This is a genomic window from Novosphingobium sp. BW1, from assembly GCF_008107685.1.
Lineage (GTDB): Bacteria > Pseudomonadota > Alphaproteobacteria > Sphingomonadales > Sphingomonadaceae > Novosphingobium.
In genome coordinates this window covers 25569-39147 of the sequence record NZ_VIRF01000085.1, presented here as the reverse complement: position 1 = coordinate 39147, position 13579 = coordinate 25569, and the positions used below count along the sequence as shown (strand labels likewise).

Below are 13579 nucleotides of genomic sequence, written 5' to 3'. Positions count from 1 at the left end.
GACCCGGGGAACAAGCTGTCCGTCTATCGTGGCGACCACCCCAAAGCGCCGTGTTTGGCGGCGTGCTTCGCTGCGGTGAGAGGCCCTCTAAGCGGACCCCGCGATTCGGTCAAACCCTTTTTTCAAAGCCAATTACGGCTCTTGTGGAAAACTACGCCGAGCCCCGCAAATGCATGTGACCGGGTCTTGGGAAGGCGGGGCGGAAAGGATGACGCCAAGGACCATCGCCCTCGGGCTTTCGTAATCAATCGCCTTTAGCATGCGCCAGCCGGCGCTGTATTCCTGACAAGCGAGTACATGGAGCTGAGTGGATGCTCCCTTCCTTTCTCCCAGCCACACCTTTCCTCTCAGCCAAGGTCGCGTGCGGGAGCTATCCCAGACAGTTCGGTGTGCCCGAGCGCAATGCCCCTTGGAAAATCCTATTCCTACTGCCCAGGTTCCCATCCGCATGTCCGGCTCTCGCAGATACGACTCTTCTACTACAGGGCGCGGTATCCATTCCCCTTGGATCAGACCTGCCTCTTCCGGATCCGCGCCAACGGGCTCGTTATATAGAGGCACCGGAGCCGCAGTGGCCCCTTCCCCCACATCGAATCGCTCCGGCCATGAACTGCGAATTACAGGCGATGGGTCGCCGCCTCAACTCGCCCCGCCCCCCCAAAAAAGGGTTCAGACGCGAAAAAATGCGCGACAGGCGGTTCGGTAGCGTCGCAAGCGGAACCGGCACCATCCCGGACGTCCCCCTAGTTTTGTAGGCGTCCGCCCTCCCCGCTCGACCTGCATCGATCGCCCCGCCCCAACATGGTGAACATGGACCTAACGCGCAAATGGCTTCGGCGCGGGCCACGATTGCAGGCGACTACGCATCCTCCGAAACGCCGGGCAAACACGTATCTAAAGATCGAGATTCAAGTAATAAATACGCAGATATCGCGTTAAAATAAGTTCACTACGCCCACTTAGGTGGCGTTCACCAGCGGGCACCTAATTCGCTGATCAGTCGAGCGGCACACCGTCTGCAGGCCACGACAGACACGCCGACAACCTATTTAAAACAAGGGATTGATCACATGGAAAAGACTGTCATCGCTTCGTCCGCCACGCTCGTTTCGCCCGACGCCTTCTACACCACCGACAAGTACGAGAAGAAGCAGTGGTACCTGGATGGATCGACGCAGGACTCGCTGCTCAGCATCGACGTCTTCCCGGTCTGGGCGGATTACACCGGCAAGGGCGTGAAGGTCGGCGTGATCGACAGCCAGTTCGACTTTCGTCACACGGATCTGGAGGGCGCCTACGACACCTCGCTCGACTACAACTTCGCGCTTGGCACCGGCAACGTCACCATCGATCCGGCGAAACTGCCGCACCTGCACGGCACGGCCGTCGCCGGGATCATCTCGGCCGAGGGCAACAACCAGGTCGGCACCGTGGGCATTGCCTCGGGCGCCACGCTGGTCGGCTATGGCATCGACTATAACAAATCGACCGCCGTCTCCGACATCCTCGCCGCGCTTGACCGTTCGGCCGAGCTCGACGTCGTCAACAACAGCTGGAGCTTCTCCTCAAACTTCGCCGACGACTTCGCCCGCAACCCCGAATACGGCGCCGCGCTCCTCAACCCGGTGATGAACGGGCGTGACGGCCTTGGCACTTCGCTCGTCTTTGCCGCGGGCAACGTCGGCACGGGTGGCTCGTCGAACTACCACAACTTCCAGAACTCGCCCTACACCATCGCGGTGGGCGCGGTGGACCCGAGCGGCGCCGCTTCCTCATTCACCAGCGTGGGCGCCAACGTGCTGATCTCGGCCGCGGGCCGCGATGTCTTCACCACCACGCTCAACGAGCGCTGGGACCACTTCAACGGCACCTCCTTCGCCGCGCCCGCCGTCTCGGCCGCGATTGCCCTCATGCTCGAGGCGAACCCGGAGCTGGGCTACCGCGACGTGCAGGAAATCCTTGCCTACTCGGCGCGCCGTGAAGGCCTCTCGGACACCGTCACCTTCAACGATGACTGGACCACGAACGGCGCGACCAACTTCAACGGCGGGGGCCTGCACTTCAGCGACGCCTATGGCTATGGCTTCCTCAACGTCCACGACGCGGTGCGCCTTGCCGAAACCTGGACCGACCAGCAGACTTACGCAAACCTCGCCAGCGTTTCCAGGACCGTCACCACCAACAAGACCCTTGTCGCGGGCAAGACCGACATGATCGCGGTTGACCTTGTCATCGACAAGGCGATGTCGGTGGAGCACGTCCAGCTTTCAATGGACCTGCGCTGGACCGAGACCGGCAACCTCGATGTCTATCTCGTTTCGCCCGAGGGTACCAAGGTGCGCCTGATGTACGACCTGCCCGGCACCGACCGCGTGGGCAACGTGCGCGACTTCACCTTCTCCTCGGTTGCCTCGATGGGCGAGATGGCCAAGGGCACCTGGACGCTGGAGATCCACAACCGCAACCCCGATGCCGTCCTCAAGAGCGGCGATCCGATGTCGGGTACACTGAAAGATGTCACCCTGACGGTGCTGGGAAACACCACCGACCTCGACGACGACACCTATGTCTACACCGACGAACTGGGCCTGCTCTATGACAGCGCCGACCTGGCCGAGCGCAGCGTGCTGCGCGATACCGATGGCGGCACCGACACGCTGAACGCCGCCGCCATCATCTCGGGATCGACTGTCGACCTTTCGGGCAAGAGCGCCACCGTGCTCGCCGGAGTTCGGATCGCGATGGACGCGAGCATCGAGAACGCCTTTACCGGCGATGGCAACGACACCGTGCGCGGCAGCAACGCCGCCAACGTGATCGGCACCGGCCGGGGCAACGACACGATCTACTTCAGCTTCGGCAACGACGTGCTCGATGGCGGCGCAGGTCAGGACACGCTTGTCATCGACGCTACCCTTGGTTCGCTGACCGGCGGCCTGGCCGCGGACGGCACCCTGCACATCTCGGCCCGCGCCGGTGAGGTGACGAGCGTTGCCAACGTGGAGACCTTCCTCCTCACAAGCGGCAACTACACCTTCGCGCAGCTTTCCGCCGCGCTGGGCGACGGGCCGATCGAGGCCGCCCCGGTGGATGGTACCCCCGATGCCAGCGCTCCGGCCGAGCCCGCCCCCGAAGAACCCGTCGCCAAGGAGCCGGCTGCGGACGAACCGGCCGCCACGCCCCCCGCAGATGAGGGCCGCGCCGATTACGCCACCTACCTCACCGGCACGAGCGGTGACGACGACATCGAAGGCGCCGACGAGGCCGACCACATCTCGGGCGGTGCGGGCAATGACCGCCTTGAAGGCAACGCGGGCGCCGACATGCTGCTGGGCGATGCCGGAAGCGACGTGCTCAAGGGCGGCGACGGCAACGACTGGCTCTATGGCGGTGAGGGTTCGGACCGTCTCTACGGCGGCGACGGCGCGGACACCTTCGTCCTCGACTTCGACGATATCGACACCATCGACACCATCTTCGACTTCGACACCGCCGAGGGCGACCGCATCCTCCTCACCGGCGTCGGCGCGGACGACATGAACGGCGCCGAGTTCACACTGACCGAAGCGGGCACGACCATGATCCTGCAGATGACCCTGAACGGCTCTACTCACGATGTCGTGCGCCTGCGCGGCTACGGCGAGCTCGACCTGTCGATGGCAGAAACCGACCTGGGCCTGCTCTGCGCCTGATCCCCTTAGACATATCACGACCGGGAGAGGCCGGGCCCTGCACGCAGGGTCCAGCCTTTGCTGTCGACGGACCGCCTGTCCACCCCACCGGCCGACAGAATCGCGGGCAGAATGGCCCACCCGCCCCCACAACCACGCGCAAACACGTAGCGCACTGACGCCCACAACACGTGCAAGTCTTGCGACGAAATGCGCAAGGTACCTCCAGTACGGGCGGGCTTCCTGGTTCAAGGGCAGCCCAAATACCCGAGAACACGACGCAATTCCGGCCACAACTCCAGAAATACGTAGAACTTCATAGTAAACAAACTCGGTTTCGGATTCTTAACCGTGGAACGCCTCCCCCCGGCTGGTGCTATCGCCAAGACACAGATGGCCGGGACAGAACTTCCGGTCGGCCTTGCAAGAATGACGGCTTCGCCCGCGTAAGCGCCTGCGAAGTACACAACAGGGGGTCGCTGCAAGCTGTGCACACCGCCGGGCACGCAGTGCCCGGCTCAACAAATGCAAGATGCAGTGAGATGCGAAAGGAAGTTTACATGGCTGAGATCATCAACGCCGAAGAAGGTGGCGGTCTGGTTGAAGGCAACGAATTCGACAACGTCATCAATGGCACCGCCGGTAACGATGAACTCGATGGCGGCGGCGCCCTGGACATCATCAAGGCCGGGGCGGGCGATGACATCGCCAAGGGCGGTGCCAACCAGGACAAGCTCTACGGCGGCGACGGCAACGACGAGCTTTACGGGCAAGGCTCAAATGACAAGCTCTGGGGCGGTGCGGGGAACGACTACCTTGATGGTGGCGGCCAGAACGACCGCATCTACGGCGGCGACGGCTCCGACATCATCATCGGCGGCGATGGGGATGACGTCCTCTACGGCGACAACCCGAACGACGACGACGACAACGAAAATTACGAGGATTTCTTCATTTTTGATATGGACGACGGCACCGACAAGGTCTTCGATTTCGAAGTCGGGATTGACCATGTCGTCCTGACCGAAAACGACGGCTCTGGCCCCAGCTTCACCTATATCGAAAGCTCGGGCAACACGATCATGACCTATGGCGGAACCACGGTGACGTTCTACGATTCGGAAGTCACCATGGCGGATGTCATGTTCATCTGATCTCCCCCGAACTTCTGTCCCGAAGTTCACCATGTGAAAGAAAAGAGCCGGAGCAATCCGGCTCTTTTTGCGTCGACGTCCTGCCTTTCGAAAAAGCATCTTCCTCCGAGCGTGTCGGAACGGTTCATCGCGCCCGGCGCTCAGGTACCCGCACAAGAAAGTCTCTCGGGCCTTGTGTTCATTTATGGGCAAGCATCCGGACAACACTCAGAAAGTCCACCGCGTTCGTGGAAAAGGCATCGGCCTTGTCTGCGGACGCGACCAGGAACGAATTTATCCAGGCGCCGGGCACAGCCGAGAGGGGGGCGAAAAAGGGCACCTTTTTCGCGGACCGATTGTCCCGGTGACACGAAACGGAGGAAGAAACGTAATGCGAGTCATTTCGAACAAACCGGCGATTGCTCTCGCGCTCGGGGCGCTGGCCGCGGGGGGCACCGCCACGGCGCAGGACCAGGGCTCCGGCGATGCCGAGCTCACCGCCACCATGTACAGCGACGCGCCGGCCGACACCGCCGAAATGGTCGAAGGCCCCGAACTGGAAGGCTTCATCTCCGCACGCGACGGCAACCGTCTGCAAATCACCGGCGAGGACGGCGCGCGCAACGTCGTGACGCTCGACCAGACCACGCAGATTGTTTCCAAGTCGGGTATCTTCGGCATCAGTTCGAAGGACCGCACCGACCAGGCGCTGCTGAACGGCCTCCCCGTCGACGTGCGCACCATGCAGAACCCCTCGGGCGATCTCGTGGCCAGCCGCATCAAGTTCCAGAAGGACGACTTCGAGACTGCGGCGATGATCCGCAACGGCACCGAACAGGGCTTCGCCGAACAGACCGCCGCCACCGAGGCCCTGCGCGGGCGCATGGGCGACATCGACAAGTACAACATCAAGGGCACCACCAACGTCAACTTCGCCACCGGCAAATGGAACCTGTCGAGCGAAGCCAAGGCGGACCTGTGCGCCACCGCCAGCGCCGCCGAAGGTATGGACAACGCGCTGATGCTGGTTGTGGGGTACACCGATTCCACAGGCAGCCAGGAATTCAACCAGATGCTGAGCGAAAAGCGCGCCGCGGGCGTCGTGAACTACCTGCAGCAGGCTTGCGGCTGGAAGCCCTACCGCATGCTCACACCCACCGGCATGGCCGAAGCCGACCCGCTGGCCGACAACACGACCGAGTACGGCAAGGCGCAGAACCGCCGCGTCGCCGTGAACATTCTCGTCAGCAAGGGTCTCGACGGCCTCTGATCGCGGCACACCGGGAAGCACAAACGCCTTGTCGTGGCTCTGGCCATGGCGGGGCGTTTGTATGGGAGGAGGAGAAAGGAAATCTGATCCAAGGAGCCATTGCCGCTTCCCACAAACGCATATTTCACACCCGCGAGCGTTCCTTGCGGTCCGATCCCTTCACCATTTGGCAGCCACGATAAGGCAGAACTACTTAAAAAAATGCACTCATTGGAGCGGTAGCTGGCCTTTGCCGGAAGCGGAAATTCGCATGACACCGAATGGTTTGCTCGATTGCTTGTCGGAAACCGTCACTGCGGCGCAGTCGACGGAGCAACTGACGCGTCCGCTGCTCGACCTGCTCGAACTCATCACCGGACTGGAGAGCACCTACCTCACCCGCATCGACCTCGACGAGGGGCTGCAGACCATCCTCTATGCGCGCAACAGCGCGCAAATGCAGATCCCCGAGGGCCTTTCGGTGCCCTGGCACGACACCTTGTGCAAGCGCGCGCTCGACGAGGGACGTCCCATGACCGAGGACGCGCAGGCCTGCTGGGGCGATTCCGAGGCCGCCCGCGCGCTTGGCATCCGTACTTACGTTACCACGCCGCTGCATCTTGAAGATGGCACGCTGTTCGGGACGTTGTGCGCGGCCAGCACCACCTGCCAGCCGCTCAATGCGCAGGGGCGCCAGGCGCTCACCCTGTTCGGTACGCTGATCGAGCAGCACCTTCAGCGCGAACACATGCTGGACCGGCTACGCGCGGCCAACCTCCAGCTTGAGGCCTTTTCCAACACCGACCCGCTGACCCGCCTTCCCAACCGCCGCGCGCTGAAACACGACATGCAGCGCCTCTTCGCGCTTGCCCTGCGCGAGGGCCGCAGCGTCCTCGTCGCCTTTATCGACCTCGATGGCTTCAAGGCGATCAACGATGTCCATGGCCACGATGCCGGCGACGCCTTCCTCATCGAAATCGCCGAGCGGCTGCAGGACGGCATGCGCAGCAGCGACATCCTGGGCCGCGTGGGTGGCGACGAGTTCGTCGTCGTGGGACTTGGCTCCCCCAATGCCGAGGGTGCCGAGGACGCAGGAGACCCCGCCGACGCCTTGCGCGCCCGCCTGACCCCCTTGCTTCAGGGACGCATCGTGCTCGACACCTGCACGCTGGACTACGCAGGCCCCAGTCTCGGCGTGATTTGCGCCGATCCGGCTCGCTATACTCCGCAGGAGGCCCTGAAGCACGCCGATGCGGCCATGTACGTCGAAAAGAAGGCACGCCACGCGCGCACCTGACTCGCACGCAAAACGGGGAGCCGTCGCGCGACAGTTCCCCGCATCGTCAGCTGATGTTCGCCCGCAGGCACCGGGCTCGGGCTGAGGTTGGGCTTGGGGCTGGGCCGGGATGGACAGTCCCGCCACGCTGCACGATGCCATCAAGGCCACACCAAGCTTTGCCAACAATTTCATCGTCATCGCCCCTGCCCCGGCATCGGCGACCGCACCTTTTCCCGCGACGGCGCCGGGCAAAAGGTCAGCGCGCCAGTTAGGGGAGCCAGAGGGCGATAGCCCTCGGCATCCTTCTTCCTGTTTCCACGACTTGGCGCCAGCCCCCTCTGGGCAGGCTGCGAGCCATCGCGTACCAGTCCACGCCCTCCTCCTGCCCCAGTTACGGACCTTTAGCATGACCCGCACCCAGCCTTCCGCACTCACCACGCGCTGGGCCAGCGCGCGGGACCTGCCCCGCATCCGCAATCTCATCCAGAGCGCGATCGACACGCTGCAAACCTCCTGGCTGACCTGCGAGCAGGTGGCTGCAAGCCACCACCTCATGGGGCTCGACACCCAGTTGATCACGGATGGCACGTACCTCCTGGCCGAGATCGACGGCCAGCTTGCCGGGTGTGGGGGATGGAGTTACCGCGCGACGCTCTATGGCGGCGATCACAGCGCCGCGCTGCGCGACCCGGCCACGCTCGACCCGGGGCGCGATCCCGCACGCATCCGGGCCATGTACACCCACCCCGACTTTACCCGTCGGGGGATCGCCCGCGTCGTCCTGCAGCGCTGCGAAGAGGCGGCCGCCGACAGGGGCTTTACCTACGCCGAATTGATGGCCACGCTGAGCGGTGAACCGCTCTACCGTGCCTGCGGCTATGTCGCTGTCGAGGATGTAGAAGCAGAAACGGCGGGCCTCACCATCCCTTTCCGGCGGATGCGCACGGCCCTTTGAATCTGCAAAGGGCAGAGACGAAGGTCACAAGAAGGACAGATTCGAGGGCCATCGCCCTCGGGTACACCAGACTGGTGAGTGCACGTCCAGCGCGCCGTCTTGGCGGAAAGAGCTGAGGTCGCCCATTTGGGGGGCAAGCGGCGATCGCCCCTTGAAAGAGCGACTCCCTTTCCACGCCCATTTCCTTACTGGGTTTCCCCCTTACGGCACGGCGAGAGCGTTCTCCGGGCCCCATAGGTGCCCGGAGCGAACCGGACGCCGCCGGGTCGCCCTGCGCACGTCGTCGGCCAACGCGCTGACAAGACCAAAGCCGAAGGCCAGCATACCGCCGAAATCCGCGCTCCCCACCATCAGGCCCACGACGAAGCCCGGCATGGCTGCAAAGCGGAAGGCACTGAAGACGAAGGATGCCTCTCCCATCCGATCACGGCCCGTGCGCAACAGGCACTGCAGGAAGAAGCCGTAGTACAGGGCCCCGCCCAGAAGGCCGGTTCCGCTCAGGATCGCGACCAGGCTGCTGGACGTGCGCGCGCTGCCCAGGCCCAGCCCCAGACCCTGGGTCGAGAGTAGTCCCTCAAAGGCCACGCGCCGCCACATGCCGCGCTGCTCGTAGGAGTCCGACGATCCCTTCTGAAACACCATACGATCCACCAGCTCATAGACCGGGTCCAACGCATGGGGCATGACGATCACCACCAGGCACAGGCCGATCACCAGCACCACCACGAAGCCCAGTTCACCCGCGACACCCCGCCGCGCGCCGCGCCCTCGCGCGCCCAGCCGCAGGCACCAGTCCAGCACGGCCAGCATCACGAACACGGCAAATCCCACGTAGGCGCCGCTCGAACGCGCGAGCCAGATGAACCCGATCAGGGCGAGGACCAGGAGCGGAGCCGCAATGTCGCGCACCGGCCCTGCCCACATGGCCCGGCAATAGAAATGGATCGCGCACAGGAAGGCCAGGCACAATCCGCCGTAGGCCGAGGCCTCGGGCATGAGGCCCACCACGCGCTTGCCACCCAGCACTTCGACATCGACGGCAAGAGCATAGCTCGCGGTGCGGAACGGGGCGAGCAGCCCATCCAGCGGCATGCTCCCCGCCGCCAGATCGAGCAGCCCGGTCAGCACCGCGACCACCCCGCCCAGGCACAAGGCGCGGTAGGCGTGCTGGCGCAGGCGCGGGCTGCGCAGAAGCCGGGCAAAGGCAAAGACACTGGCCAGCGCGATCAACAGATAGGCCAGTTGCGAGATGTTCTGCTGGTTGGGCCGCAAGGGCACCGTCTGATCAAGGTCGCCGCGCACGGGCACGACTTCGATGACCCCTGCAAACAGGCGCGGCATGAACAGCGTGACGATGACCGCCACCACGCCGAACGAGGCCAGCAGCAAGAGCCGTTCGGGCCGGAGCGCAAGACCCAGCAGTGCGCCCGCGCCGCCTGGCCGCAGGAAGGTCCGCAAGACCAGCGCCAGCGCCACCACCGGCGTGGGCGTGAAGGTCAGCCCCCCGGTCAGTCCCGTCGGAAGCACCGCGAAGGCGCCGAACGGCATCGTCGCAAAGAAAAGGTAGAGAAGGACGCTGCGCGGCCCGGCCATCCCCCAAGCCAGGAGCACCCAGAAAACAAGGATAGGAAGCAGTGTCATCGCGCGCCCCCCGAAGCCGCACCGAGCCACAAGGCTGCGCCACCATGCCCCTGGCTTCGCGCCGCTCCGGCGCCCGCCCGACACACCATCCTACCAGGCGTCCATCGTTCGGCCGATCATCGCCTCGAAGGCGGCCCGGCGCGGCGCGAGGTACTCGGCAAGGTAGGCGCGCGCTGCCGCTTCATCGACCTCCTGCTTGTCGAAGGAAACCGTTGCCGCCGCCCGCAATTTTCCGACCAAACGGTCCGGCAGGTGCCCACGCATCCCGGCCCAGAGCGCGGAATCGCGCAATATCCGCACGAAGGGAAAGCGCTCGCGCCGGCTGGTAGGTGGCGAGCGGTGCCGTTCGGCGAGGTCCGCCTTGGCATAATCAACGCCGGGAAGACCCAGCCAGGCAAAGCACTCGTCGAGCACGCGGCGCCGGTCACGGCGAAGTTCCTCGGCCGCGAACACGTGGATCTGCTCGGGCGGGAAATGGGCGCGGTATTCGGCCAGTTGCAGGGCATAGTCGGAGGTATCCCGGTAGATCGGGTTCTCCCGCATGGCCCGTTCGATCGGCAGGCGCTCCTGGAATTCCTTGGCACGCTGCCAGTAGTGCGCGATGGCCCGCGAGACCGGTTCGCGCACGACGTAAATGATGCGCGCCTCCGGCACGGTCGCCGCGATCCGCGCCGCCACGCCACTGCGTGCCGGAGCCTGCGAATAGTAGACGCTGCCCTCGCCGCGGTAGCGGGCCTGTGCGCGCCCCTGCCACAGCGCGAGATAGGCACCAGGCTCGTGCGAGCAGGCGCGCCGCGCCATGATCGGCCAAGCCTGCGCCAGCTCAGCCGGATCGACGAAGAAGCAAGGCTCCTTCTCGGTGCTCATCGCGATATCGGGGTGCTGGCGCAGGTAGGCATGCAGCGCGCTGGAGCCCGACTTCGACGCGCCAATCACGAACAGGTTGGGCCGCCCGGCCGCGACCGCCACCTGCGCCAGCGCCGCCGCGCGATCCCCCGTCCCGGCAGACTGTCCCGGTTTTTCCCGCCGTTTGTCCGGTTCGGCGGCGATGCCTATGCGGCGTTCGATCGTGTCCTGCATCCTGCGGGTCTCCATGGCCGGTCAGTGCAGCCAGACTATCCTTACGCAGACCTGCATAGTATCGCAGGAGCCTCCATTTCGGTGGTATCGCGCCCGCGGCATCGCGCAGACGTCCGGAACATGCGGGAAAAACCCCTCCAATCGCGCGCACATGCTGCACTGCAACCTTATCTAGGCCTCTTCCGATCATGTCTGTACCGGCCGGGAAGGCGCGGCCGGCGGGGCTACTGCGCCCAACTTGCAGGCAGCGCGCCCGTGCTAACTCGTAAACGGATGCAAATGGCATGGGCAGACTTCGGCTGGTGGGGCACCCTGAGGATGAACACGTGCCTACTCGCAAGGTACCGGCGGAGGTCCCGCTTCACGCGCCTGCACATGGCAAGGCACGCGGAGCGTTGCAGGATCTCCGGCACCCTTGCGGCGGCTCTCACCTTGCAGCGAGGTTCGTATGCACCCTATCCTGCCGCCCCTTCTCGCCCGCGCGCCCGCGGTGCCAGCGCCGGCCAACGACGTCGCCGCAGGCACCGTGAGGCGCGGACCGGATGCCGCCTACCCTGCTCCTGTGGCCGAGGCCGCCTCTCTGCGCGTGGCCGTGGTCGTAGCCAGTCTCGGCCGTCCGGAACTGATCACGCAGATGCAAGAGCTGATGGCCCGGCAATGCCAGCCGCCCGAATTGCTGCTGTTCTCCGTGACCGGCGCGCAGGACCTGCCCCCCCCCCGCCCAAGGGACAGCGCATTGCCATCGTGACGGGGCCCAAGGGCCTGTGCGCGCAGCGCAATACCGCACTGGAACAGCTGGGGTGCGACTACGACGTGGTCGTGTTCTACGATGACGATTTCATCCCCGCGCCGGACAGCTTGGCTCGCATCCGCGAGTTCTTTGCCACTCATCCCGACGTCGCGGGCGCGACGGGGCATGTGATCGCCGATGGTATCAACAGTCCCGGGATCGACTTCGCGAAGGCCCAGCAGCTGCTCCAAACTCACGCCAATGCACACGAGCGCGCGCCCAACTGCATCGTCACCGATCTCACCGGCCTCTACGGATGTAACATGGCCTACCGCACCGCCGCCATCGGCACCCAGCGCTTCGACGAACGGCTCAGGCTCTATGCGTGGCAAGAAGATATCGACTTTGCCGCGGCACTTCGCCCGCGCGGCCGCATCGTGAAGACCTTTGCCTTCTGCGGCGTGCACCAGGGGGTCAAGCATGGCCGAACACCCGGGTTGCGGCTGGGATATTCGCAGGTCATCAACCCATCCTACCTGGTCCGTAAAGGGACAATGCCGCTTGGCTTTGCCTTACGGCTGATACTGGGCAACCTATTGGCTAACCACATAAAGATTCTAAGATCCGAACCCTGGGTGGACCGGCGCGGCCGAGCCTTGGGCAACTGGATCGGCCTGTTCGACCTTGTGCGCGGACGCCTGACCCCCGAAAGGATCGAAACCCTTTGATCTTCCCGCCCAGCAGCCTACACGGCTAAGCATGCACCCACCGGTTGATCGCCCCACACCGCAGGCTCCCATACACCTATGGCTGCGAACGTGGCTCATCCGGCTGGCAACTGCGGGGCTGGGGCTCTCGGGACTTGTCCTGCTCGCGCCCAAACTGGCCTGGCGCTGGCCCGATCTGGGGCTTGCCGCGCTGGTCCATATGCCCGCGGCGTGGCTCGGACTGGGCTCGACACTTGGGCTGCTTTTCGCCGCGCGTGATCGACGCGCGCGGCTCGGCTTTGGCGTAAGCAGCTTTGTATTCGTGGTGGCGTTACTGCCGGCCACACGCGCGCCGGCCCCGTGCCCGCCCAATGCACAGCGGTTGACTCTGGCCTGGCTGAACGCGCATGCCGTGCGCAATTCCCCCCAGATCCACCGATGGCTTCAACGCGCGCGCGCCGACGTGATCGGTTTTGCCGAGATGCACCAGCCCACAGGCGAACTCGCCCGGTATCTCGAGCGCACCTACCCCTTTCGGCAGAATTGCCAGGTTGAAGGGGAATGCTCTACATGGCTTTACACGAAGATCCCTCCCATGGAACATCTGGGATTGGCGCGCGGCGATGCAGAGAACCGCCAAACCCTTTCCGGAGCAGGCATGGTCTTTCCTCCGGTAACCGGCGCGCGAGCGTGGAAAGTGGCCGCCGTCCACCTGTCCCGGCCGACCGCTCCGAACGCACAGGCAAGCGAACTGGCGCAATTCGAAACCCGCATGGGCGCGGATGCCGACACGCTCATGCTGGGGGATTTCAACCTCTCGCCGCGCCTGCCGGTCCTTCAGGACTTCGTCGCACGCAATGGCCTGGCGATCACCCGGTCGGACCGGCCAACCTGGCCGCTCGAGTTCGGGGAGAGGCGCCTTGAAGGCCTCTGGCAGATCGACCACCTTTTAACAGGGCGCCATTGGCAGGTGGAAAGCTTCGAGACCTCGCTCAGGCTCGGCTCCGACCATCGCGGCTTTATTGCCAAGGTCTGCCAGGTAGGCTGATCCACACGCGACGAGCAGGACCAGGTCCCGATGCACCGGTGACAACCTGGTCGAAGAAAAAGCTCGTGGGGCACGCGATGCCTAGC

General features: G+C 64.5%; 10 protein-coding genes. 8 read left to right on the top strand and 2 right to left on the bottom strand.

Annotated features, from left to right (window positions below; all coding sequences use genetic code 11):
* The first annotated feature begins 1070 nt into the window (after positions 1-1070).
* From FMM79_RS16295 to FMM79_RS16275, 5 genes are all read left to right on the top strand, one after another.
* Positions 1071-3692, top strand: a complete 2622-nt coding sequence (locus FMM79_RS16295; protein ID WP_148628507.1) for a S8 family serine peptidase — start codon at positions 1071-1073, stop codon at positions 3690-3692.
* 539 nt (positions 3693-4231) lie between these two features.
* Entirely contained in the window at positions 4232-4825 is a 594-nt protein-coding gene (locus tag FMM79_RS16290) for a calcium-binding protein (RefSeq protein ID WP_148628506.1), read from the top strand.
* 370 nt (positions 4826-5195) lie between these two features.
* Positions 5196-6074: an OmpA family protein gene (locus FMM79_RS16285; RefSeq protein ID WP_148628505.1), complete on the top strand. Its 879-nt coding sequence runs from the start codon at positions 5196-5198 to the stop codon at positions 6072-6074.
* A gap of 250 nt (positions 6075-6324) precedes the next feature.
* A complete protein-coding gene (locus FMM79_RS16280) occupies positions 6325-7350 on the top strand; it encodes a sensor domain-containing diguanylate cyclase (RefSeq protein WP_148628504.1) in 1026 nt (341 codons plus the stop codon).
* A gap of 388 nt (positions 7351-7738) precedes the next feature.
* Positions 7739-8287 carry a GNAT family N-acetyltransferase gene (locus FMM79_RS16275; RefSeq protein ID WP_148628503.1) on the top strand — a complete coding sequence of 183 codons (549 nt, stop codon included), beginning with the start codon at positions 7739-7741 and terminating at the stop codon, positions 8285-8287.
* 201 nt (positions 8288-8488) lie between these two features.
* Here the strand turns inward: FMM79_RS16275 and FMM79_RS16270 are convergent, their stop codons facing one another.
* Positions 8489-9928, bottom strand: a complete 1440-nt coding sequence (locus FMM79_RS16270; protein ID WP_205466699.1) for a hypothetical protein — start codon at positions 9926-9928, stop codon at positions 8489-8491.
* Between the two features lie 90 nt (positions 9929-10018).
* A complete protein-coding gene (locus FMM79_RS16265) occupies positions 10019-11008 on the bottom strand; it encodes a sulfotransferase (protein WP_148628502.1) in 990 nt (329 codons plus the stop codon).
* Between the two features lie 526 nt (positions 11009-11534).
* On the opposite strand from FMM79_RS16265, the gene FMM79_RS21960 reads away from it, so the two are divergent.
* From FMM79_RS21960 to FMM79_RS16255, 3 genes are read left to right on the top strand one after another with little or no spacing between them, the layout of a single operon-like run.
* On the top strand, positions 11535-11756 hold the full coding sequence (locus FMM79_RS21960) for a hypothetical protein (RefSeq protein WP_240339261.1): 222 nt from the start codon (positions 11535-11537) through the stop codon (positions 11754-11756).
* Positions 11753-12466, top strand: a complete 714-nt coding sequence (locus FMM79_RS16260; RefSeq protein WP_240339260.1) for a glycosyltransferase family 2 protein — start codon at positions 11753-11755, stop codon at positions 12464-12466. Before FMM79_RS21960 ends, FMM79_RS16260 begins: the two co-directional genes overlap by 4 nt.
* A gap of 31 nt (positions 12467-12497) precedes the next feature.
* Entirely contained in the window at positions 12498-13493 is a 996-nt protein-coding gene (locus FMM79_RS16255) for an endonuclease/exonuclease/phosphatase family protein (protein ID WP_148628501.1), read from the top strand.
* Positions 13494-13579: the final 86 nt, after the last annotated feature.

Excerpts from the sequence above, each read along its gene's own strand:
- FMM79_RS16290 (WP_148628506.1), top strand. The coding sequence starts at position 4,232 with ATGGCTGAGATCATCAACGCCGAAGAAGGTGGCGGTCTGGTTGAAGGC.
- FMM79_RS16265 (WP_148628502.1), bottom strand. The coding sequence starts at position 11,008 with ATGCAGGACACGATCGAACGCCGCATAGGCATCGCCGCCGAACCGGAC.
- FMM79_RS16270 (WP_205466699.1), bottom strand. The coding sequence starts at position 9,928 with ATGACACTGCTTCCTATCCTTGTTTTCTGGGTGCTCCTGGCTTGGGGG.
- FMM79_RS16275 (WP_148628503.1), top strand. The coding sequence starts at position 7,739 with ATGACCCGCACCCAGCCTTCCGCACTCACCACGCGCTGGGCCAGCGCG.
- FMM79_RS16285 (WP_148628505.1), top strand. The coding sequence starts at position 5,196 with ATGCGAGTCATTTCGAACAAACCGGCGATTGCTCTCGCGCTCGGGGCG.
- FMM79_RS16280 (WP_148628504.1), top strand. The coding sequence starts at position 6,325 with ATGACACCGAATGGTTTGCTCGATTGCTTGTCGGAAACCGTCACTGCG.
- FMM79_RS16295 (WP_148628507.1), top strand. The coding sequence starts at position 1,071 with ATGGAAAAGACTGTCATCGCTTCGTCCGCCACGCTCGTTTCGCCCGAC.
- FMM79_RS16255 (WP_148628501.1), top strand. The coding sequence starts at position 12,498 with ATGCACCCACCGGTTGATCGCCCCACACCGCAGGCTCCCATACACCTA.